Here is a 21,650-nt window from a genome sequence, read left to right on the forward strand (position 1 = left end):
GAAACTTCGTCGATCTCCATAAATCAGGGGTATAATGAGACTTGAGGTGATTCTTTTGGAAAGTCACAACCCCGATCAAACAGATTCAGTTCCTATAGATGACAAACGGTGGAATGCCATTATCCACAACGATAGCAACTTTGATGGTAAATTCTATTACGGTGTCAAAACAACAGGCATCTTTTGCCGACCTTCTTGCAAGTCGAAAGCACCCAAATATGAGAATGTCTCTATATTTAACAATCCTGAAGAAGCTTTGGCGCGACATTTCCGTCCATGCAAACGGTGCAAGCCAACAGGTGAGCGAGTCCCCGATCAGGAATGGATTTCCGTTGTAACAGACTATATTGAATCTCATTTTGCTGAGCCCCTTACACTAGATATTCTCGCAAATGTGAGTCACGGGAGTCCGTATCATCTGCATCGGGTGTTCAAACGGATTACCGGCCTAACTCCGGTGGAGTATATTCAGGAAAAAAGAGTCACTGCAGCCCGGAAATTGCTTGAAAGCACCCGGCTTACCGTCACAGATATCGGTCGACAGGTTGGCATAGCCAATCCGGCGTATTTTATTACTGTATTTCGAAAACATACAGGATGCACACCTGCCAATTATCGTGAACAAAGGCGTGATCAATTATGAAGACCAGCTTGGTATACAAAGTACCCAAAACGTTGCTGAACAAAGGAACTGGGTTCCTTAATGGTTATACGCATACGCTGAATCCATACACAGGCTGCGCCTTTGGCTGTTCCTACTGTTATGTAAGGCAAATGCCCGTATCTTTATTTCGCAAAGAGCCATGGGGCAGCTGGGTTGATGTGAAACAGGAAGCCGCCAATGTGTTTGCCAAGGAGCTGAAGCGTGCGAAATCGAAAGGTAAAGTCACTATTTTTATGTCATCCAGTACAGACCCGTATCAGCCCGTTGAATATAAGGAGCAAATCACGCGGTCTTTGCTAGAAGTCATGGCTGAGCATCCACCCGATTTTATATTGGTTCAAACCCGAAGTCCATTGGTGACCCGAGATATCGATCTGCTGCAAAAGTTGGGTGACCGGGTCCGGGTTAGCATGACCGTGGAAACGGATCTGGATGATATCCGCAAGCAGTTCAGTCCTTCAGCTCCGCCAATCTCGGGCAGATTGCGTGCCCTGGAACAACTGCGAGATGCCGGTATCCCCACACAGGCTGCTATTGCGCCAGTATTGCCCAGCAGTGAAAGCTTTGCAGCCATTCTGAGGCCGCTTGTTGATCGTATATGCGTTGATGATTACTTTATGGGAGATGGCAGTGAGGGCAAGCGAACCCGGAGACTTGGCATGAAGCCACTTTACGAACAAGTGGGCAAGGAAGATTGGTTCAGTCCTGAAGCATACAAAATGGTAGTCGAGCGAATGAAGGCGCATTTTGAGGAAGATGAAATTTGGATTAGCCAAGCCGGATTTGAACCCTGATTATGCCTTGATATAAAATGAAAATAGCCCTGCTTCCCTCGTATCGGGAGTCAGGGCTATAGTTCTAGCTTAATCGATTATTGATCAAGTGTGTAAAGTGGAAGATCTGCCGGCAGTGCAGCTGGGCGCTGACATGTGCTGTCCATTTTATAGAAATTCTGCTCATCCGAAGAATCATGGAACGCCCACATCGCTTCAAGCACATGGTAAGCCAGCTCTCCACTTGCTCGATGAGCACGTCCGCTAGCCACTGCATAAGCCATATCCGCAACACCGATGCCACGTGTATTTTCCTGATATCCTGGAAGAAGAGGCACCTCAGTCCACTCCTGATCACCCATCAACCGGTAACGAACCGGACCGCCGAATGTGTTTGGATCAGGAACCTGTAGGGTTCCATGGGTGCCGTATACTTCAATCGGTGGCAATACACTTCCGCCAAATACGTCAAAACTCGTAATCAGCGTGCCGATAGCTCCCTGCTCAAATTGCAGCAATCCCGCTACATGCGTCGGAATTTCAACAGGGATGCTCTGACCCCGCTTTTTCTCACTCGTGATCGTCCGCTGCTCCATCGCTTTGCCCGTCATGCCAGCAATGGACTTGATTGGCCCAAGTAATTGTACTAGCGCAGTCAGGTAGTAAGGCCCCATATCAAACATCGGCCCACCACCGGCTGCATAGTAGAACTCCGGATCGGGATGCCAGTGCTCATGCCCACGGCTCATCATAAATGCAGTGGCTGCCACAGGTTTGCCAATGACACCATCCTCTACCACTTTGAGTGCAGTCTGTATGCCTGAACCAAAGAACGTCTCTGGCGCACAGCCTACCAGCAGACCTTTGCGTTTGGCCGTTTCCAGAACCGTCTGACCTTCTTCGCGTGTAACGGCGAGTGGTTTTTCCACATATACATGTTTTCCTGCTTCGAGCGCTCTCAAGCATACATCCGCATGAACGGCAGGGATCGTCAGATTGATAATCAGGTCGATCTCAGGGTCTGCCAAAATTTCATCTACCGTATATACGTTAGGAACAGAATAAGCAGCTGCCTGTTCCTCTGCTCTGTTCCGGTCAAGATCCGCAACCGCAACAAGATCGAGCACCTCAAATCGGTGACAGTTCTCCATATAAATACCGCTGATTTTACCGCAGCCAATAATTCCTACTTTCATTGTTTTCATGCTTGGACTCCCTTTCTGTTCCCACTGGATATAGCGCTTCCAAAATAACTCTAGATGGCTGTGATGTGGGTCAATATATTTATCTCAGGCGGATGTGAATTAGATTGAATTTAATTAGTGACTTTGGTTATCAGCCATTCCTGTGTACACTTCAGTCACTGCGTCCTTGCGGCTTTGCGCAAGAGCTTTGCCTGCGGCAGTCCATTTGAAACCACTACGCATCATTTCAGTAACTTGTTTCATCTCCACGATATCTGCATGATGTCCGAGCGAATTGTAGAACACACGGCCTGCACCCCAGCGTTTGGTCCAAACGACTGGCATATCTACTGGGCCGTTCGCTGCATGCGGACCGTTAACAATGGGGAAACGTGTTGTTGCCAGCACTTCCACAGCAGGGTCCACGTGCAGGTAGTACTGTTCACTTTTTACCTGGAAATCTTCAATATGATCCAAGAGCGGACTGGAACCACGCTTCATATTTACCGTGTACTCCACGCCGTCGTTCCCCGGATGTGCAACCCACTGTCCACCCGTCATGAACTGCCAGTCGACGTTGTTGCGGAACGCATCACACATCCCGCCATGAAGACCCGCAAGACCCACGCCGCTCTGAACTGCCGCAGATACATTGTTGACCAGTTCCTGTTCAATCTGCCCCATCGTCCACAACGGAACGATCAGATCCAAACCCAACAGTTTCTCTGCATCCGCATATGCTTCCAGTGTATCTGAGACTTCAACCTCAAATTGTTCTTCCTTCAAAATGCGTTCAAAAATCGCTGCTACCTGCTCTGGTTCATGTCCATCCCAGCCGCCCCATACGATTAGTGCTTTGCTCATCACCCATCACTCGCTTTCCGGAAGTTAAGTTATTGTCAATTATTTATTTCAAAAGCGTGCCAACATGATGTCCACTTCGCAATTCAGTGAGTGGTTCAATGCTTACATTTCTTCTAGCGACACCCAGCGGCGCTCTGTAACGGAACGTTCAACGGCTTCCAATACCGCTTGACAGGCAACGCCATCATGGAAACTTGGCTCAGGCTGCCGTCCTTCGGAGATCGCGGTCACCATTTCCAGCATTTCATGTGTGAACGTATGCTCGAATCCAATCGTATGTCCCGCAGGCCACCACGCCTCAGCATATTTGTGTGCGGGATCGGTCGCCAGAACACGGCGGAAGCCCTGTACATCTTCATCGTCCTTCGTAAAATACACTTCCAGTTCATTCATCCGTTCAAAATCAAACCTTACGCTGCCGAGACTGCCGTTGATCTCAAACGAGTTGGTACTGCGATGACCTGCTGCAAAGCGTGTAGCCTCGAAGCTTCCGAGTGCACCATCTGCAAATCGTGCCAGGAACAACGTGGCATCATCTACCGTTACTTCGCCCTTCGGAGCATCTGCGTTCGAACTGCCTTTGGCACTAAGTCCGGTCATTTCCGAAGCCAGCGGCCGCTCTTTAATGAACGTTTCGCTCATCCCGATCACTTCCTTGAATTCACCCACCAGGAAACGTGCCAAATCAATTAGGTGTGCGCCAAGATCGCCATGTGAGCCGGAACCGGCTACTTCCTTTTGCAGACGCCACACCAGCGGGAACGATGGGTCCATAATCCAATCCTGAAGGAAAAACGCACGGAAATGATAGATTTTGCCCAGACGTCCGCTTTCCACCAATTCTTTAGCCAGCTGTACAGCCGGAGAGAAACGGTAGTTGAATCCGACCATGTGTGCAACCCCTGCTTCTTCCGCAGCCTGGAGCATTTCACGCGAATCAGCGAGCGACAGTGCCAGCGGTTTTTCACAGAACAGATGTTTACCTTGACGAGCGGCTTCCAGTGCAATCTCCTTATGGGCATCACTTGGAGCGTTAATATCGATCAGATCGATGTCATCACGTCGCACCAGCTCGCGCCAATCCGTTACACTTTCAGACCAGCCGAACTGGCTGGCAGCCTCTTGAACACCCTGCTCGTTACGTCCGCAAATTACCGACATCTCGGGCTGCAGCGGGGCAGACGGGAAAAACATCGGCAGACTGCGATAAGCATTGCTGTGGGCTTTCCCCATAAATTTGTATCCAACCATTCCGACACGAAGACGATTTGACATGGTCATTTCCTCCTTTGGAATAAAGCTATACAGGTTGAACTAAAGAGTATTTACACTTGCCACTCCGATAACAGAACAACCTTCCGATCGCTGTTACCCCCAGATTTTTTTGATATCCTTTTAGAAGGGAAAATCTGAGGATAAAGGCGAAGCGTATGCTTCCGATGCAGCTTTCTTTCAGAAAGCTTTTAGCTTCGCTTCTTCAGGTTTTTTCTGTCCTCTCCGTTCTCGTGTAAATGTTTAGTTCATTCTATATAGCCATGTATTAATTACGTATTGAAGAAGCACGGATGATCAGTTCCGTAGGCAATAACTGCCGTGCAGTTTCTGCGGGGAGTTCGGTATTCACTGATGAAGCTGCTGCCCCCAATGATGCATGAATAAGCTTGGATGCAGCCAATTCACCCATTTCATAAAAGGGAACCCTGACGCTGCTCAGCGGCGGAACCGCCATCTCGGCTGCATCGGAGTCATCGTAACCCACAAACGCGGGGAAATCCTGAACCTTGATCCCACGCTCACGTAAACCATGCATAACACCGATCGCCATCCGATCATTCGCAGCAAATACAGCGTCAATCTCGTCAAGTCGGGCTGCGATGGTGGCAGCTGCCTCCACGCCGCTTCGCCTGCCGTAATTCCCCTCCAGCAAAAGGCTGGAGTCCAGTTCCATTCCCGCTTCATTCATTCCAATCTGGACACCCTGAAGCCGCTCCTGACTGTTGGAATAACTATCCGGACCATTGAGAAAGGCAATATTCCGATAGCCCTGATCGGTAAGGTGACGGATTGCCTGCCTGCTGCCATCCACATGATCAGCATCCACTTCCATGAATGATTCGCCTGCAAAGTGCTGGCTCATAATGCAAAAGGGATGTCCTTCCTGCTGAAGCTGCTGAAAGGCAGCCAGTTCCCCATGATCATCTCGCGCGCCGAGAATGATGCAAGCATCCACTTTCTGACGGCGGAACAGATCCGTATAATTCATCACTTCACCCGGTGTCCTGAACATGACCAGCAGGTCCATGCCGTTGTCCCTGGCTTTGCTCCCAATGCCACTCAGCATTTCCGAGAAGAAATACGCCGAGAACAAGTGCGCCTTCGGAACATAGGGCAGCACCACGCCAAGGTTACCGCTTTTACTTCTCGCAAAGCTGCGGGCCAGTGCGCTGGGCACGTAACCCAACTGCTCGGAAGCTTCAATAACCTTGCGGCGGGTTTCCTCTTTAATAGGACCAACGCCATTAAGAACTCGGGATACTGTAGCTTCCGAAACACCGGCAAGATCAGCCACTTCTTTACGGGATGCCATGGATCTCACCTCCTTCATGTTTCCTGAACACCTGCCAAACCGATGCAGTGTATCAAATAATTATGTACGCGCGTACATCTTCTCATGTGTTGTAACCGTTGTCAATGCTTTTAACACAAAAAAAGGTGGGGATTTGTGTAAACAAATTCCCCACCTCTTGAATACTATATAAACTGAACCAAAGAACATTTACACTTGCAACTCCGATGACAGAACAACCTTTCGATCGCTGTTATCCCCAGATTTTTTGAATTCCCGTTTTCAAAGGGAAAATCCGGGGATAAAGGCGAACGCTACGCTTCTTCAGGTTATTTCTGCCCTCTACGTTCTCGTGTAAATGTTTAGTTCAATTTATATATTTTCTTGTAACTTGTCATATAGTACCTTCTGCTTTCACATGGGCTCATGTTGGGGCAGACCAACTACAGTGCAGACCTATATCAGGTCGTCACGCCGTTACCAACGGATGATTGACTGAACTCAGCCTGTTCCAAAATGGTAATATTAGCTGGAATGCGATCCGAAGGCTCAAGTGTAGATTGAAGCTGCCGCACTTTGTGCAACACTTCCTTATTCGGAAGGAAATGCTGAGAACGGATGAAACGAATCGTTTTGGTTTTGGCACGCATGACAATGGAATCGGTCTCTGCCCGGTCATCTGCGAGGTAACGCACTCCCCCAAGAATTTCACCAGGGGTAACACCAGTTGCTGCAAAAATAACGTCCTCCGTGCCGATCATATCCTGCATCGTTAATACTTTGTAAGGATTGTCGATTCCCATTTGCAAGCAGCGCTGGAATTCGTCTGCGTTCGCAGGCATTAGGCGACCTTGAATCTCGCCTCCCAGGCAGGACAAGGCTGCAGCAGCAAGCACACCTTCCGGTGCTCCGCCTGATCCGACATACAGATCAATTCCCGCCTCTGGAAACGCAGGCGCCATTGCACCAGCAACGTCACCATCACTGAGGAACTTGATCCGCACACCAACCTTGCGCAATGTCTTGATCGTACTTTCATGTCGTACACGGTCCAGAATCATGACAGTCAGATCTGAGATGTTTTTGTTCAATGCTTCAGCAGCTTTTTCCAATGTCACTTCCACCGGGTCTTCGATACTGACCTTGCCCACCAGAGCCGGCCCTACAGCCAGCTTCTCCATGTACATATCCGGTGCGTGGAGCAGGTTGCCTTTTCCCGCCACTGCAATAACCGATAAAGCGTTGTTCAGACCCTTGGCCACAATCTCTGTACCTTCCAAAGGATCTACAGCCACATCAACCTCGGGTCCCTCAGCGTTGCCGACTTCCTCGCCGATATACAACATGGGTGCTTCATCCATTTCTCCTTCACCGATTACCACCGTGCCGCGAATGGACACGGAATCGAACATGGCGCGCATAGCCAAAGTAGCCGCCTCATCTGCACTGTTCTTGTCGCCCCGCCCCATCCAGGGTGCAGAAGCTAACGCAGCCAATTCTGTTACTCGGACAATTTCCAACGCCAGTTCGCGTTCCATTTTTCCCACTTCCTTTCCAGTTTCCAAAAGCATACATTGAAAGCGGTACTAAATCCATCGCAAATGCATATGAAATTGATCTAAAACGGGCGAGATAGCCCGATTTTGAGAAATTAGTTCATTCTGTCCCTCGTCGATAAATGAACACATTTACACATCATTGAACATGCCATTTTACAAGTCTATTCCACCGGATAAAACAGGTTTGAAGCAGTCGATTCATCTTACATTTTCAGAAAATTTATATTCATCGCATTGAGAGTGAAGAAAGAAACAACTCAGAGCATTTAATTTCATATAACAAGCATTTTAAGATAGTAATATTACATTCACTAAGAGAAATATCATCCATTCTCATGCTGACCGAAAACGATTTACTATAAGGTCGTTACAATCAATCCTACACTGCCAAAGTAACAATTTGAAGACGTTATAAGAGGAGCATTTTATTCAAAGATTCAAACCGAAAATCCACTCAAATCCTGCTCTATCCGCCCCTTAGAGATCGTTAGCAATATAGATACAGCTTATAGAGGTCATCGAAAATAATAAGTTTACATAATAAATATTACGTTTAATAAATACTCCAATTTTCAATGTTGTGTCTCAAAAGGTCAATTCACCCCCCATCTTTATGTACCACATACACATAATCAGGTTGTTGATCCAAACTTTTTCCAATGACAGACAGATGATGCCTCCATTAATTGAATAGAAACTTTTGGCGCCTGATCTCCCTGTAGGGTCTGACAACCCGTTAGCAATAGGATAACAATTAGCAGCAATAAACGTGTGGCTGGTGGAAACCGTTTGGACATTTGAGTTTCTCCTTATCGATTCTTTTGTATAAAAGAGTTTGCTCTTACTACACCTTTCATTCTATTATAAGTTACTTTTCCAAAATGGAAATCATTAGAAAATAAAGACCGAGCGAAACGGAGATATGTCCTCCAGCGCCCGGTCTTCTTCAATTCCGTTGTTCAATTACAGGTCAATTACTTTCTTCTCTTCCGTTGCTAAAATAGATGATGATAAACAGGTTTCTCCAGCGGTACGAACTGCACGAAGAATGCCTCCATATCCGGTACAGCGGCACAGATTACCGCATAACCCTGTTTCAATCTGTTCCTGATTAGGCTGCGGATAGCGATCCAGTAATGCCTTGGTGGAAATGACCATCCCGGGCGTACAATACCCGCATTGGAAGCCGCCCTCCTCCACAAAAGCCTGTTGAATCGGATGCAGCTTGCCTTCCTCTTCACCGTGTAACCCTTCTATTGTCGTTATCTCGCTTCCAATACATTGATAAGCCATAACGAGACAGGAATTGACGGGCTCGCCATCCATCAGTACCATACATGCACCGCAGCGGCCGACTTCGCAGGAAACTTTTGTTCCGGTTAGATTCAAATGCGAGCGCAGTACATCCACAAGACGGGTCGTTTGTGCGATGTGCAATGGTTTCTTTTCCCCATTCACAACGGCTGTCCAGAAATTGCCCAAAGGTTCAGTCATGATGATCTCACTCCTTCCTGAAGCGAGACGCCCAGTGGTTTGATTAATTGATCGCGCGGAACCGGTAAACGATTAACCCACACACCTGTAGCCTGATGAATCGCAGCAGTAATGGCCGGAGCAAGCGCTACCGAACCAATTTCACCAATCCCCCGTGGCCCAAACGGATCGCCCTCTGGCAGGTCTTCAATTGCCTCCACCTCCAGGTTGGTGTGAATGTCGCGAATCGTCGGAATCAGATAGGTGTCCAGATTGGTTGTCATATAGCGACTGTCTTGCATCAGGGCGTCCTCGGTCAATGTAAAACCCAGAGCCATTACGCTCCCGCCTTCGATCTGTCCGATAAATCCCATTGGATTGATGACAGGGCCAGCAGCTACCACATGCCTCGTATCCAGCAATTTGGCTTCTCCGGTTAGCGTGTTTACCTCCACCTCTGCTGCTACTGCCGCATACGTATACAGATAATGCCCACCCACAACATGGTCCGGCGTGGTCGGATATTCAAATTGAGTATCAAAAATCCAATCTTCTGCTTCTCCATGCTTCGCTAGATCAACATAAGAAACAAGAACTTTGGAATTCATCGTCGGTTCATTCGCTGTAACTTCTGGAGAAAGCTGATCCTTGCGCCATACTCCCTCTATTCCAGTAATCAGTTCGTCAGCCGGAATTCCTGACAAAGCAGAGGCTGCCGACAAGATTTTGGAGCGGAATGGTGCCTGTAATCGCTGAAGAGCCATCCAGGCCATCGTCGTTGAACGCGAAGCGGTGCTTGAACCACTGTGCGGCACTCGATCGGTATCCCCAATGATGATGCTCAGATCGGAGGTTGAGCACTGGAACAGATCACAGAGAATCATTTCCAGCGTGGCAATGAGTCCCTGACCAAATTCTTCGTAGCTGAATGCCACTTCAATCTTACCTTCGGCATTCAGGGATAAACGGCCGCCCGCCGGATCGGGAATACCATAACCAAGCCCTGCTCCGTGCATGGCGATGGCTGCACCCACACCACGTTTAATCCAGGGAGGCAGAGTGGGATCTGCCGGGGGATGCTGATGTTTTTGCCATAACTCCGAACGCTCCATCGCCTCCCATACTTGCGACAGTCCATCCGTGACCAGAATACGTTGATTCAATGGTCCAAGAGCATGCTTTTCCCTCATATTGCGTCTCCGAAATTCCCAAGGGTCCATATCCATAATCTCGGCGAGTCGATCCATCTGACCCTCCATTGCAAAGATTGCCTGATTCCCGCCAAATCCACGAAACTCTCCCGACACCCCATTATTCGTATATACCGAGACGCCCTCCACATCTACGTGGGGAATAGAATAAGGCCCGAGACAGTGTTCTGTGCAAAAATTCAGGACAGGTGCCCCTAGCGTCGCATATGCTCCGGTGTCTGCGGTAATGCGGACTCGGTGAGCCTGAATCATGCCCTCACGGCTGATTCCGGTCTGCATTTCAATTTTCATCGGATGGCGCTTCAAGCCTGCACGTACGGATTCTTTGCGTGAATTGTGCATTTTCACAGGGCGCCCGGACCTTAATGCAAGAAGCGCCCCATAAGGCTGTACATTCAGCTCATCTTTCCCGCCAAAAGAACCGCCTATCGGAGACGAGACCACCCGGATATCCTCTTCGGAACACCCAATGATTCGGGCAAGCTGCATCCTGTCCTTGTAACCATGCTGTGTGGCCGCGTAGACATGAAGTCTCCCACGTTCATCAGGAACAAATAACCCGCCTTCCGTCTCCATATAAGCATGCATCTGGCGAGGGGTATAATAAGTCTCACTCACAATATGTTCGCATGCAGCAAAGCCCTCATCTACATTGCCTCGTTTGATTTCGGTACGGTGCAGAACATTGCCGGGACCATGTTCATGGAGCTCAGGTGCACCGGGCGCCAGTGCAGCCTCCGGGCTGTCCAGCGGAGTCCATTCTTCGTACTCAACCCGGATTGCATCCAGAGCGAGCGCTGCACGTTCCGGGGAGTCCGCAGCAACTGCGGCAATGGCATCACCGACATAACGAACGACATGCTCGCAAAATACAGGCTGATCCGGAGTTGCAATGCCAAACAGGTTCAAACCGGGCACATCTTTCGAGGTGAGTACGGCAAATACACCCTCTATAGCCTCCGCTCCGGTTATATCGATAGACAATATGCGGGCATAGGGGTGAGAGCTTCGAAGGACCCTTCCATGGATCATATCGGGCAGCGTCATGTCTGTCAGATATTGAAGCTGTCCTGTTACTTTGCCTACCCCATCTGGCCGCAGATGCCAGCGTTTCCCACTACTATCCCGATTCAACAGCATACTCTCTCTCCCCTTTCTCCCTAAAAAAACGTTAGGCTCACGCTTTACTTCTCCAAAATGGTTTTCATCTATGAGCAAAGCGCTTCCCAGAGTCCGGCACCGAGCATATTACCTGCCGTTTGCTTACGGTACTGTTCTGTAGCAAATGCATCGCTATAAGTCACGAATTCCGAAGCTGCCGAGGCAGCTAGCGATGAAGCTTGCATAACAGAAGCCTCCACGCCAAGAAGCAACTTTTCCGACTCCGTAAGTCGCATGGCCATGCCTGAACCTCCACCTGCAGCGATCGCTATTTTATTCCAGCGGCCATCTGCATCCACTTCTCCGTGAAATGCAATCGTCACCAGCGATGCTGTAAAGGTCTCCCGCCGACCCAGCTTGCGGTAAAATGAAATTTCACGCGTCGCAGATGCCCGCTCGCTGGTGACATCAGGGAAAGGCGTATGTTTCATCGGAATATGAATGGATATTAACACATCATTCGGATTGCGACTGCCGTCACGGCCGCCGTTCAGCCAGGACAAAAGACTGAACATCTCCATGCCGTTGTCCGTCATCCAGTACAGCTGAGCATCGTAGACAAGCAGTGCGGGGATGGAGTCGCCTACTCCCGATACAATATTGCCACCGATGGTCGCCACATTCCGAATAGACGGAGCGGCTATAGCATTCATTGCAGACTGTAACAAGGGTAGCTGTTGCAGAAGAACGTCGGTGGCACAATGACTTAACCGCGTCAGTGCTCCAATGACAAGTTCATCCCCATCCACATATACGCCGTTTGCACCTGGAATACGGGCAAGACTGATCATATGCTCAGGTACAGGAACAAGGCCGCCCTCCCACTGAGTACGCAATAATGTGGCCCCTGCTGCAAAACAATATTTCCCGGACAGTTCACTCTTTAAAGCTTGAAGCTCATCTAGATTAACGGGCTGCCAAACGGTTGGCTGCGCTCCAGATCCATATGCCGGCATGACCATCCTTCCATCTCCCTTCTCTACCTGGAATCTGTCTGCGGGGTGTTGGATATGATCGAATGATCCAAATAATTCTTCAAATCATATGTGACTGCAACACTAAGGTCAATTATCTTGCCATCATTTTGGATAAATGTATAAATACATTGTTTGATTTGTGCCTGATGCATTGTTTACTGCGACAAGCTAACACAAGCCATTTCATAACCAATTAGATCAAAACAATAAAGAGGCCAACCAGATGGTCTGGCTGACCTCATTACTTCGAGAAATAATGCACAAGGTATCGCTCCTTCTGCCTTGATTTTCATTCATCTTATGCCATTCACATAATCCAAAATACGTTCCAGCTCTGGTTCGGTATCCGCATCCCAAAAGCTAAAATCAGACAAATATACATGCGTACCTGTATACTTGGCATTGCGCATGATTTTTCGCGCCCCTTCATCTCCGCTGAGCGACAAAAGAGGCCCCAGCATATGCTCACGAAAGGCAACTGGAGGCTTGCCTCCACCGCCATCCGTAGCTGCTGCATAATCACACAGTTTGTTGGCAGCTAACGACTCCGCAACCCTGTTAATATCTTGTGCCTGCAATAGCGGCTGATCTGCCAAAATCATCATCACACCTTCTGGCTTGTATGCTATAGCAGACAGAAGGCCACAGTGAAGGGACATGGCCATACCGTATGCATAATCGGTACAGATTGCTATTTGAAGCCTCGTCCTCGTATCTGGAGTACAACCATATGATGCTGCATTGAGCCACATGGAGGGCATCCATGCCAATGAATCCTCTGGTTTGACCACACAAATGACTCTCTCCAAATCGGAATTCAAGGCGGCTTCCAATGTCCAAGCGGCCAAACATCTTCCGTCAGGCATGACGATAGACAGTTTATTCCGCCCCATTCGGGTGCTCTTACCTGCCGCTAGCACGATGCCCGTCAGTCGCATGTGCAATCCCCCTCTGTACGTTGCGACGCTCTGCGGTAACAGCTGCACGTTTACAGGCAATAAGTTCTGCTGTAATACTGATTGCGATCTCTTCCGGTCCGTCGGCACCAATGGTCAAGCCGACGGGTGAATGCAAATGTTTTAATGGAGGGAGATTGTTCAGCAAACGTGCTGTACGTGTTCTGGAGCCCATAATGCCAAGGTATGCATAATTCCGAGCCTCAAGTAATTCAAGAAACTCCCGTTCTCTAAGAAATTGATGACTCATCAATACGATATAATCCCCGCTTTGGATATCCAGTACAGGCATGATCTCACGAGGGAAACCGAGGACAAGCTCAACACCCGGAAAGCGTTCAGCGGTGCACAAAGTTTCTCTCCAATCAGCTACAACCACGCGAAAGCCTGCTGATTTGCCCAGACGGGCGACCGGGATCACATCATTTCCGGCTCCAATGATAATCAGACGGGGTTTGGGCACGTATTTTGCAGAGATCTGTAAAGGGATATCCCACTTCTCCACCTCAGTCAATCCATCCCTCTGAATATCACTCTCTCCAGAATTAGATGTGAGATCATCAGCTTCAGACGAATGAATAACGACCAATGATAGTCGCGGTGTGTCGTCAGTAATCATTGTATTTATTGGATTTAGAGAAGCTCCCTTGGCAGCTGGAGAAGGGTATAATACGGTCTGGCTTTCTGCATCCTCAGCAGGCTGAATCACATAATGAATCCGTGTGTATTGATTGTAGAATGAACGGGTTAGCTCCACAGCTGAGCCAGTTTGAAAATACGCATGCATATGAGACAAGATCGACCTGAGTTCACCACATACCGGCTCAAGCAGCACTATAATTAACCCGCCGCAGCCAATCGTTTCCCCCCAGGACAGATCATCTTCCGGACGCATATCATACTCCACGAATTCCAACTGCTGTGTATCCAGCACACGGTCCACTCTAGCCTGTAGATCACTCTCCAGACAACCTGGACTGATACTGCCATACATCACACCTTCTTCGGTCAAAAGCATAGAGACTCCCTGCTTACGGTAAGCATGACCTTCTACCTTAACCGCTGTTGCGAGAACACAGCGCGGTTCCCGCGCTGCAATTGCACACAGATCATGCATTTCCATCGTGTCTCCATCCTTTCAGGGATTTGAATCCGAATCCGAAGAAGCGACTCAGCACTTCTTAGCGAAGAGTGAATGTCCAACATCTGCTCAGACCGTTCATTGGATGAGTTTCATCCGCTTGCATTCGATTAGATACGTTTCATCAATCTTGCAATACTTTTATCCGATTCACGAAGCACGATGCTACGATCAATCGTTTGAATCTTCCGGTTTTGGAGCACGATGCTTCCATCGATAATAACGGTGTCTACACAGCTGCGTGTTGCGGAATAGACCACTCGGGAGTACACATCGGTCTCATAGGAAGGGTACGTATGAAAATCATCCAGATCCAGCAGTAACATATCTGCCTTTTTACCCACTTCCAGACTGCCGATTTCCTTGGACATTCCGAGCACTTCTGCTCCACCCATCGTCGCCATACGCAGCACCGTACGGGCGTCCATCACTGTTGGACCATGAGGTACCTTTTGAATGAGCGCGGTCAGGCGCATTTCCTGGAACATATCCAGATTGTTGTTGCACGGCGCACCATCGGCACCAATCCCTACCGCAATCTGGCGATTCAGCAGATCAGGAATATCCGCTATACCCGAGGAGAGTTTCATATTCGATCCAGGGCAGTGGGTGACTTTTACACCGCGTTTGCGAATAATCTCCTTCTCTTCCTCACTCAGCCACACACAGTGGGCAAGCACCAGTCTTGGAGTAGCCAGACCGATATGATCCAGATAGACAATGTTGCGCATGCCACGTTCGTGTTCTACCAGTTCGATCTCGCCACGATTCTCAGAGGCGTGGGTGTGCACTTTCACATGGTACTTATTCGACAGGTCACGCACCTCAACCAACAATTCCTCGGTGCACGAGACGACAAAGCGTGGACAAAACGCATACTGAATGCGGCCACCCCCGAATCCATTCCATTTCTCCAGCAAATCGACACTTTGTTGCAGCGAGGTAGCCGTATTTTCACGCAGCGGTTCAGGAACTTCATCCCCGTGATCCATCATCACTTTACCGGAAATCACCCGAATGCCGCTCTGTGCCATCGCCTGAAAAGCCGAATCGGTATGATGCACGGTCTCCATATCCAAAATGGTTGTTGTCCCGCTGGAAATCAATTCGCCCAAGCCGAGCATCGCCGAGTAATAGACAGACTCTTCATCATGCGCTGCCTCAAGCGGCCAGATGCGTTGACGAAGCCAATCCATCAGCTCCAGATCGTCCGCACGTCCACGGAACAAGGTCTGACATAGATGAATATGCGTTTGGATAAAACCTGGAAGCAGTACTTTGCCTCGAGCATCAATGACCTGATCTGCCTGAACATCGATATGCTCTGCAATTTCTTTGATTTTATTGTCCTCGATCAGCAAATCTCCCGTAAATACATCCTCTTCTGCATTCATTGTGACGAGCTGTGCACCTTTTAGCAGGATCGTTCCCATGATAATCTCCCCTATCCGTATCTATCTGCGTAAATTTACTTATTCTGATCCTGCATTTTAAGGATGATCTTCTTTGGATCCATGCATGATGCTTTACATAAATCACGCTACCACCCGATAGCCATGCCATCTCCCCTGGGATCTGCTGCCCCGCTAATCATGCCATCTTCACGGATGACAATCCCTTGTGACTGCCCCATAATTCCGTCCCACGGCGCTCTGGCTTCGACGTTATGTCCCCATCGGGCAAGCGTGTCACATACGTCGTCATGATAGCGGTTCTCTACTCTCAGCGTGTCACCCTCTTCACCCCAGGTACGCCCATACACCCAACGCGGTAGCCCAATGGCTTCCTGAATGTTCAGACCATAGTCCAGCACACCCGTAAGAACTGATAACTGTGTCTGGGGTTGGCCCTCACCACCTTGCGTGCCTACGAGCATATAAGGTTTCCCGTTACGAGTGACAAGACCCGGCATTAGGGTGTGGAATGAGCGTTTATTCGGTTCCAATACGTTGGCGTCCTTCGGATCAAGTGAGAAAAAAGAACCGCGGTTCTGCATGATCACACCCGTATGCCCCGGCACATAAGCAGCGCCAAAATCAAAGTACAGGCTCTGAATAAACGAGATGGCATTGCCTTCATTGTCCACAACCGCTGCGTAAGCCGTATCCTGACCCATCATTTTGGACAGAAAAGGCTGTGCCACAGCAGGTGGAGCGGACTGAATCTCGTTCCATAATTCATTTCCATAAACCTTGGATAACAGATTTTCCAGCGGAATATCCCTGAACTCCGGGTCTGTGAGATAACGATCACGGTCACGAAAAGCCTTTTTGACCACTTCAGCCATCAGATGATAGAACTCGGGGGACGTCCGCGCAACGGAAGAGAGATCAATATGTTCCAGCATATTCAACATCATCAGCATCGAGAAGCCCTGTGAATTCGGCGGCATCTGGTGAACTTGATAGCCACGGTAATCGGTAGTGATCGGCTTCACCCACTTTCCCTTGTGAGCCGCGAAATCCGCTGGGGCAAGCATGCCTCCATCCTCACGAATAGCCAAAGTTAGCTGCTCAGCCAGTTCCCCGGTATAAAAAACATCACGTCCACCTGCCTGAATCAGGCGAATGGAAGAGGCAAGCTCAGGCTGCAAGAGTAGATCGCCTTCCTGCAAAAGTGTACCAAAAGGGGCAAATACCGCTCGCAGCGGTGTATGCCCCATAATGAAATCCTCATCACGTTCCAGCCACAGGCGCAGATTTCGGGATACAGGGCATCCCTTTTCCGCATATTGCGCAGCTGGTTCAAGTAACTGTTCCCACTTTAACTTTCCGTAGCGGGACCAGACTTCCCACCATGCATCTACCATTCCAGGAACCGTAATCGCACTAAGCACGCCTCGTTGAGGAATGGCGCTCATCCCCATCGCTTTGAACGTATCAGCATGAATGCCTGCTGCTGAACGACCACTTCCGTTGTAGGCCGTTATATCACCACTTGTTCCATCGTGAATTAGAAAGAAAGCATCTCCGCCAAGTCCTGTCATGTGTGGGTAGACTACACCCAGTGCGGCACTTACAGCGACAGCAGCATCATAAGCGTTACCACCTTGCTGGAGGATTGCGCTGCCAACCGCACTCGCTAAATAATGTGGGGAGGTAACCATCACCTCTCTGGATATCGGCATCTGGTTCAACATAAGACGCCCTCCTTCCCGGCATACACATCCAGCGCTGCCTGCACGGCCTCGCCTGCTGGCAAGGCGTGACGATGACGCAACAGTACAGCTTCCAGTGCGCCCAGCACATGAAGTACATTTTTGCGCTGGCAACTGAATCCCATCGTACCAATACGCCAAATCTTGCCTTTCAGTGGTCCAAATGAGCTGGCAATCTCAATACTGAAATCGTTCAGAAGCATGCTGCGTACCGACTCACCATCCATACCATCCGGAATTTCGATACAAGTGACTACCGGAAGTTTACTGGACATGTCTCCATACAGTTTGAGCCCCATGCCCTGAACCCCAGCGACCAACGCTCGTTCATTGATCCGATGTCTCTGGAAACGGGCATCCAGACCTTCCTGAAGCAAAATTCGCAGTCCCTCGTGAAGACCGTAGAGCATCGAAGTAGCCTCTGTATGATGGTTTAACCGTGCCGAACTCCAGTAATCCTGCAATTGGCTCAGGTCAAAGTAATTACTGGCAATCGTGCGCCCTTCAGCCCGAGCACTTGTTGCATCGCGGAGGCCTCGTTCCACGGTTTTGCGGCTCTTCAGTTTCTTCTCCACACGGCTGTTATACGTTAATGGCGCCATCCCGGATGGGACGGACAAACATTTCTGCGTTCCTCCCATGACTGCATCCACATGCCAGGCATCTGTCTCCACAGGTGTTCCGCCAATTGTGGCAACCGCATCAACCACAAGTAAAATATCCAGTTCACGACAGGCTTTGCCAATCTCGGCGAGTGGCTGCATTTGCCCGGTTGATGTCTCACCGTGAACCATCGCAACCAAACTCGGCTTATGTGCATGGATCGCCTTAATAACTTCTTCGGGATCAAATACCGTTCCCCACTCTGTTTCAAAAAAGATAACCTCGGCACCACATCGCTCCGAAATTTCAACCAACAGATGTCCGAAACGTCCATAGATGGGGACGAGCACCTTGTCCCCTGGCTGAATCAGACTGACCAGCACGGCTTCAATCCCTGAGCGGGATGTGCCATCTACTGGATAACACCACTCATTGTCTGTCATGTATAGTTCACGCAGCATGGCCATCGTCTCATTCATCAGGGAAGTGAACTCCGGATCAAACTGCCCCAGGATCGGGAAGGATAATGCCCTCAGCACTCTTGGGTCGACTTCAACTGGCCCCGGTGTCATGATCGTCCGCAAGGACGGGGACAATTCTTTATAGTTGGACATTTTCACTCAACTCCCGTAACCGTATTTATAGAGTAGCTGGACGAGAACCCGGCAACCTTTCATCAGGTCCTCTTCAGCTGTATATTCAAGGGGATTATGGCTAATGCCATCCTGGCTGGGGACAAAGATCATTGCCGTGGGACAAGCCGGCTGAAAGATCTGCGAATCATGTCCTGCGCCGCTTGGCATGTGCATATAGGATAACTGCTCCACTTCACATATATCTCGAATGTCTGACGTCATCTGTTCGTTCATCGGAGTAGGGGTGACAGACAAGTGCTCCTCCCAGTTCAGTCCGAGCTGTTGCTCGGCTGCGATTCTGCTAAATTCCTGTAGCATATTGTGCCAGCATCGATCGATGCTCTCTTGCCTGATATGCCGGATATCGAGCGAGAATACGGCTCGGGATGCCACGACGTTACCGACGCCCGGATCAGCTGTTATTCGTCCGACTGTGGCTACAAGTGGTTCTCCCGCTTCAAGCGCAATGCGTCTTACGGCTGTAATCATCTCGGCTGCACCTGCAAGTGCATCCTTACGCCAGGACATCGGTGTAGTTCCGGCATGATTGGCTTCGCCACTTACTGTAATGCTAAAGCGCTTCTGGCCTACAATATCAGATACAATACCAATTGAATGGCCCAATCGTTCAAGGACCTGACCTTGCTCGATATGAAGCTCGATAAACGCAACATATGTGTGTGAAGCTGATCTATAGCTGCTATCTGGTCCAAAGCCTGCATCACGTATCGCCTGTGCAAAGGTAATGCCTCCTTGATCCTTCAAATGCTGAACGTCTTCCAGCCCGCTTACCCCCGTTATACTCCGTGATCCCCAATAAGCGAAGGGGAATCGACTACCTTCTTCTTCACATAGGGACACGACTTGAAGCGTTCGTTTCGGTGCCCCGAAATGTTTCTGCAGATACTCTAGCGCGAGCACTCCTGCAACTACGCCATATGCACCGTCATACTTCCCACCATGTACCACGGTATCGATATGGGAACCCGTAACAATCGGCGCCTCTTCCATTTCTGTTCCTGAACCCGTACCTTGCAATGTTCCATACAGGTTGCCCGATTGATCGAATTCAGGAGCCAAACCTTTCTCCTGCATTTTCGCCGCGAGCGCATGCTGTGCCTCACACCATGCCTGGTCGTACAACAGACGTGTCACACCTCCTTGGGGATCAGCGCCATATGTAGACAACCAGTCAAGCATGCCTTTCAGCTCTACCTGCTCCAATTGCGGCAAAGGCTGGATGGGACGTTCCGTACCAGAAGGCGCGTGTACTTCAAAATCCGTCATGATTCCCCCTCCGTTCCTTCAACACCAACCGGAACAGATGAGTTAGCACGGATAAACCGTCCTGCAGGTTCATCCGACAATCCTGTTTTTGAACTGTATACTCGTGCGCCCCGGCAGTACACCTCAGCAATGCTGGAGGAAAACGTACGTCCCACATAAGGGCTCTGTTTATGTGTGTAGTGCAGGTCATCCTCATTTAAGGTGGTACTCATCTCCCAATCAATCAGTACCAGATCCGCATCCTTGCCGATGGCAATCTCACCTTTGCTCTCCAATCCAAGCCTTCTGGCAGGTTGCAGAGCCAGGACTCTTCCGAGCAGCGGAAGGGCTACATTTCGCTGAAGATGTCCTTCCTCCAACATGAGCAGCAGCGTGCTTTGTGCCCCGGAGATGCCACCCCAGATTTCAAAGAAATTATCGGATTGTTTCATCGATGGCGGACAGGGGGAGTGGTCAGATGCAATAACATCAATCAGACCCGCTGCCAGCGCATCCCATAACTGATCTTGCTCAGCCTGACTACGTAATGGCGGTGCACACTTCGCTACAGCTCCCAACCGGACAACATCCTCATCTGTCAGAGTCAGGTAATGCGGACATGTTTCAGAAGTTACATCCAGCCCGCGCTGTTTCGCCGCTGCAATCAGATCAAGCGCTTCCCGTGTACTGATATGAACAAAATGCAGTGCACATCCGGTTTGCTCCCCATATTGCAGCGCTCGTGACACCGCCCGAACCTCTGCTTCTGCTGGGCGAGATTGCACATAATCCATCGGGCCGATTCGTCCATCTGCAATACTCCTTGCCCCAAGTTCAGCAACCATCGCTTCGTCTTCCGCATGAAGCGCCAGTACATGGTTTAGCTTTGCAATCTCGTACATGCCATTCAAAAGTGTATCGTCATCCGCTCTGGCAAAAATGTCTTCCCCTTCTCCGCCAGGTTCAGACATAAATGCCTTGAATCCCGCCGCACCCATATCAGCCAATGGCGCAAGCTCGGCCTGATTACCCGGAACAAGTCCTCCCCAGAACGCATAATCAACATAGGATTGACCGTCGGCTGCTTTCATTTTCGACTCCCAAGCCTCCGGTCTAATCGTTGGGGGGACACCATTAAGCGGCATATCGACATACGTCGTAATTCCACCAGCAGCCAGCGATGCTGATCCCGACTTAAATCCCTCCCAGCTCGCCAGTCCGGGTTCATTGAAGTGAACATGAATGTCCACCGCTCCCGGCATCACAGTAAAGCCATTTGCTTCTATTATTTGTGTGTCTTCATCACCCACCAAGTGTGAGGAAAAAGCAGATATTTTTTCACCGGTAATTCCAATATCCAGTTCTTCCACGCTATCTCTCAATACAACCCGGGCCCCCCGGATGATCGTATCTAATCTTGTCATATGGATGACCCTCCTCTGATCAGAACCGGATTCGTA

18 protein-coding genes are annotated in these 21,650 nt (G+C 49.5%); 2 read left to right on the plus strand and 16 right to left on the minus strand.

Features of this window, described 5'->3' with window-relative positions; genetic code table 11:
- Window positions 1-46: 46 nt before the first annotated feature.
- Together BMW94_RS06475 and BMW94_RS06480 are read left to right on the plus strand one after the other, a co-directional pair.
- On the plus strand, window positions 47-643 hold the full coding sequence (locus BMW94_RS06475) for a bifunctional transcriptional activator/DNA repair enzyme AdaA (RefSeq protein ID WP_368086898.1): 597 nt from the start codon (window positions 47-49) through the stop codon (window positions 641-643).
- Complete coding sequence (locus BMW94_RS06480) at window positions 640-1,458, plus strand: SPL family radical SAM protein (protein ID WP_090995967.1); 819 nt, start codon at window positions 640-642, stop codon at window positions 1,456-1,458. The genes BMW94_RS06475 and BMW94_RS06480 overlap by 4 nt, the downstream gene beginning before the upstream one ends.
- A 77-nt stretch (window positions 1,459-1,535) precedes the next feature.
- Here BMW94_RS06480 and BMW94_RS06485 read toward each other — a convergent pair whose 3' ends face one another.
- From BMW94_RS06485 to allB, 16 genes are all read right to left on the minus strand, one after another.
- Window positions 1,536-2,642, minus strand: a complete 1,107-nt coding sequence (locus BMW94_RS06485) for a Gfo/Idh/MocA family protein (protein ID WP_090995970.1) — start codon at window positions 2,640-2,642, stop codon at window positions 1,536-1,538.
- Between the two features lie 114 nt (window positions 2,643-2,756).
- Complete coding sequence (locus tag BMW94_RS06490; RefSeq protein WP_090995973.1) at window positions 2,757-3,485, minus strand: ThuA domain-containing protein; 729 nt, start codon at window positions 3,483-3,485, stop codon at window positions 2,757-2,759.
- Window positions 3,486-3,587: 102 nt separating this feature from the next.
- Complete coding sequence (locus tag BMW94_RS06495; protein WP_090995975.1) at window positions 3,588-4,760, minus strand: Gfo/Idh/MocA family protein; 1,173 nt, start codon at window positions 4,758-4,760, stop codon at window positions 3,588-3,590.
- 265 nt (window positions 4,761-5,025) lie between these two features.
- Window positions 5,026-6,072 (minus strand): LacI family DNA-binding transcriptional regulator, encoded by a 1,047-nt coding sequence (locus BMW94_RS06500; RefSeq protein ID WP_090995978.1) that lies wholly within the window; start codon window positions 6,070-6,072, stop codon window positions 5,026-5,028.
- A gap of 440 nt (window positions 6,073-6,512) precedes the next feature.
- Complete coding sequence (glpX, locus tag BMW94_RS06505; RefSeq protein ID WP_090995980.1) at window positions 6,513-7,589, minus strand: class II fructose-bisphosphatase; 1,077 nt, start codon at window positions 7,587-7,589, stop codon at window positions 6,513-6,515.
- A gap of 653 nt (window positions 7,590-8,242) precedes the next feature.
- Window positions 8,243-8,407: a hypothetical protein gene (locus tag BMW94_RS30395; RefSeq protein WP_175480599.1), complete on the minus strand. Its 165-nt coding sequence runs from the start codon at window positions 8,405-8,407 to the stop codon at window positions 8,243-8,245.
- A 166-nt stretch (window positions 8,408-8,573) separates the two neighbouring features.
- The gene (locus BMW94_RS06510) at window positions 8,574-9,104 is read right to left on the minus strand and encodes a (2Fe-2S)-binding protein (RefSeq protein WP_090995983.1); all 531 of its coding nucleotides are present in this window, start codon (window positions 9,102-9,104) and stop codon (window positions 8,574-8,576) included.
- Window positions 9,101-11,434, minus strand: coding sequence for a xanthine dehydrogenase subunit D (gene pucD, locus BMW94_RS06515; RefSeq protein WP_090995986.1), 2,334 nt, complete (start codon window positions 11,432-11,434; stop codon window positions 9,101-9,103). Before pucD ends, BMW94_RS06510 begins: the two co-directional genes overlap by 4 nt.
- A gap of 68 nt (window positions 11,435-11,502) precedes the next feature.
- Window positions 11,503-12,417, minus strand: coding sequence for an FAD binding domain-containing protein (locus BMW94_RS06520; RefSeq protein WP_090995988.1), 915 nt, complete (start codon window positions 12,415-12,417; stop codon window positions 11,503-11,505).
- Between the two features lie 308 nt (window positions 12,418-12,725).
- Window positions 12,726-13,370 carry a nucleotidyltransferase family protein gene (locus tag BMW94_RS06525; protein ID WP_090995992.1) on the minus strand — a complete coding sequence of 215 codons (645 nt, stop codon included), beginning with the start codon at window positions 13,368-13,370 and terminating at the stop codon, window positions 12,726-12,728.
- On the minus strand, window positions 13,336-14,511 hold the full coding sequence (locus BMW94_RS06530) for an XdhC family protein (protein ID WP_090995995.1): 1,176 nt from the start codon (window positions 14,509-14,511) through the stop codon (window positions 13,336-13,338). Before BMW94_RS06530 ends, BMW94_RS06525 begins: the two co-directional genes overlap by 35 nt.
- A gap of 128 nt (window positions 14,512-14,639) precedes the next feature.
- Window positions 14,640-15,962, minus strand: coding sequence for a 5'-deoxyadenosine deaminase (locus BMW94_RS06535; protein WP_090995998.1), 1,323 nt, complete (start codon window positions 15,960-15,962; stop codon window positions 14,640-14,642).
- A 107-nt stretch (window positions 15,963-16,069) separates the two neighbouring features.
- Window positions 16,070-17,668: a gamma-glutamyltransferase gene (gene ggt, locus BMW94_RS06540; protein ID WP_090996000.1), complete on the minus strand. Its 1,599-nt coding sequence runs from the start codon at window positions 17,666-17,668 to the stop codon at window positions 16,070-16,072.
- The gene (locus BMW94_RS06545) at window positions 17,662-18,903 is read right to left on the minus strand and encodes a pyridoxal-phosphate-dependent aminotransferase family protein (protein WP_090996002.1); all 1,242 of its coding nucleotides are present in this window, start codon (window positions 18,901-18,903) and stop codon (window positions 17,662-17,664) included. Before BMW94_RS06545 ends, ggt begins: the two co-directional genes overlap by 7 nt.
- 6 nt (window positions 18,904-18,909) lie before the next feature.
- Window positions 18,910-20,211, minus strand: coding sequence for a Zn-dependent hydrolase (locus BMW94_RS06550; protein WP_090996005.1), 1,302 nt, complete (start codon window positions 20,209-20,211; stop codon window positions 18,910-18,912).
- Window positions 20,208-21,614, minus strand: a complete 1,407-nt coding sequence (gene allB, locus BMW94_RS06555) for an allantoinase AllB (RefSeq protein WP_090996008.1) — start codon at window positions 21,612-21,614, stop codon at window positions 20,208-20,210. Before allB ends, BMW94_RS06550 begins: the two co-directional genes overlap by 4 nt.
- Window positions 21,615-21,650: the final 36 nt, after the last annotated feature.

The sequence above is a fragment of the Paenibacillus sp. OK003 genome, assembly GCF_900109515.1.
GTDB lineage: Bacteria > Bacillota > Bacilli > Paenibacillales > Paenibacillaceae > Paenibacillus > Paenibacillus marchantiae.

Coding starts and splice junctions, on each gene's coding strand:
- BMW94_RS06480 (WP_090995967.1), top strand. CDS start 640: ATGAAGACCAGCTTGGTATACAAAGTACCCAAAACGTTGCTGAACAAA.
- BMW94_RS06485 (WP_090995970.1), bottom strand. CDS start 2,642: ATGAAAACAATGAAAGTAGGAATTATTGGCTGCGGTAAAATCAGCGGT.
- BMW94_RS06490 (WP_090995973.1), bottom strand. CDS start 3,485: ATGAGCAAAGCACTAATCGTATGGGGCGGCTGGGATGGACATGAACCA.
- BMW94_RS06495 (WP_090995975.1), bottom strand. CDS start 4,760: ATGTCAAATCGTCTTCGTGTCGGAATGGTTGGATACAAATTTATGGGG.
- BMW94_RS06500 (WP_090995978.1), bottom strand. CDS start 6,072: ATGGCATCCCGTAAAGAAGTGGCTGATCTTGCCGGTGTTTCGGAAGCT.
- glpX (WP_090995980.1), bottom strand. CDS start 7,589: ATGGAACGCGAACTGGCGTTGGAAATTGTCCGAGTAACAGAATTGGCT.
- BMW94_RS30395 (WP_175480599.1), bottom strand. CDS start 8,407: ATGTCCAAACGGTTTCCACCAGCCACACGTTTATTGCTGCTAATTGTT.
- BMW94_RS06510 (WP_090995983.1), bottom strand. CDS start 9,104: ATGACTGAACCTTTGGGCAATTTCTGGACAGCCGTTGTGAATGGGGAA.
- pucD (WP_090995986.1), bottom strand. CDS start 11,434: ATGCTGTTGAATCGGGATAGTAGTGGGAAACGCTGGCATCTGCGGCCA.
- BMW94_RS06520 (WP_090995988.1), bottom strand. CDS start 12,417: ATGGTCATGCCGGCATATGGATCTGGAGCGCAGCCAACCGTTTGGCAG.
- BMW94_RS06525 (WP_090995992.1), bottom strand. CDS start 13,370: ATGCGACTGACGGGCATCGTGCTAGCGGCAGGTAAGAGCACCCGAATG.
- BMW94_RS06530 (WP_090995995.1), bottom strand. CDS start 14,511: ATGGAAATGCATGATCTGTGTGCAATTGCAGCGCGGGAACCGCGCTGT.
- BMW94_RS06535 (WP_090995998.1), bottom strand. CDS start 15,962: ATGGGAACGATCCTGCTAAAAGGTGCACAGCTCGTCACAATGAATGCA.
- ggt (WP_090996000.1), bottom strand. CDS start 17,668: ATGTTGAACCAGATGCCGATATCCAGAGAGGTGATGGTTACCTCCCCA.
- BMW94_RS06545 (WP_090996002.1), bottom strand. CDS start 18,903: ATGTCCAACTATAAAGAATTGTCCCCGTCCTTGCGGACGATCATGACA.
- BMW94_RS06550 (WP_090996005.1), bottom strand. CDS start 20,211: ATGACGGATTTTGAAGTACACGCGCCTTCTGGTACGGAACGTCCCATC.
- allB (WP_090996008.1), bottom strand. CDS start 21,614: ATGACAAGATTAGATACGATCATCCGGGGGGCCCGGGTTGTATTGAGA.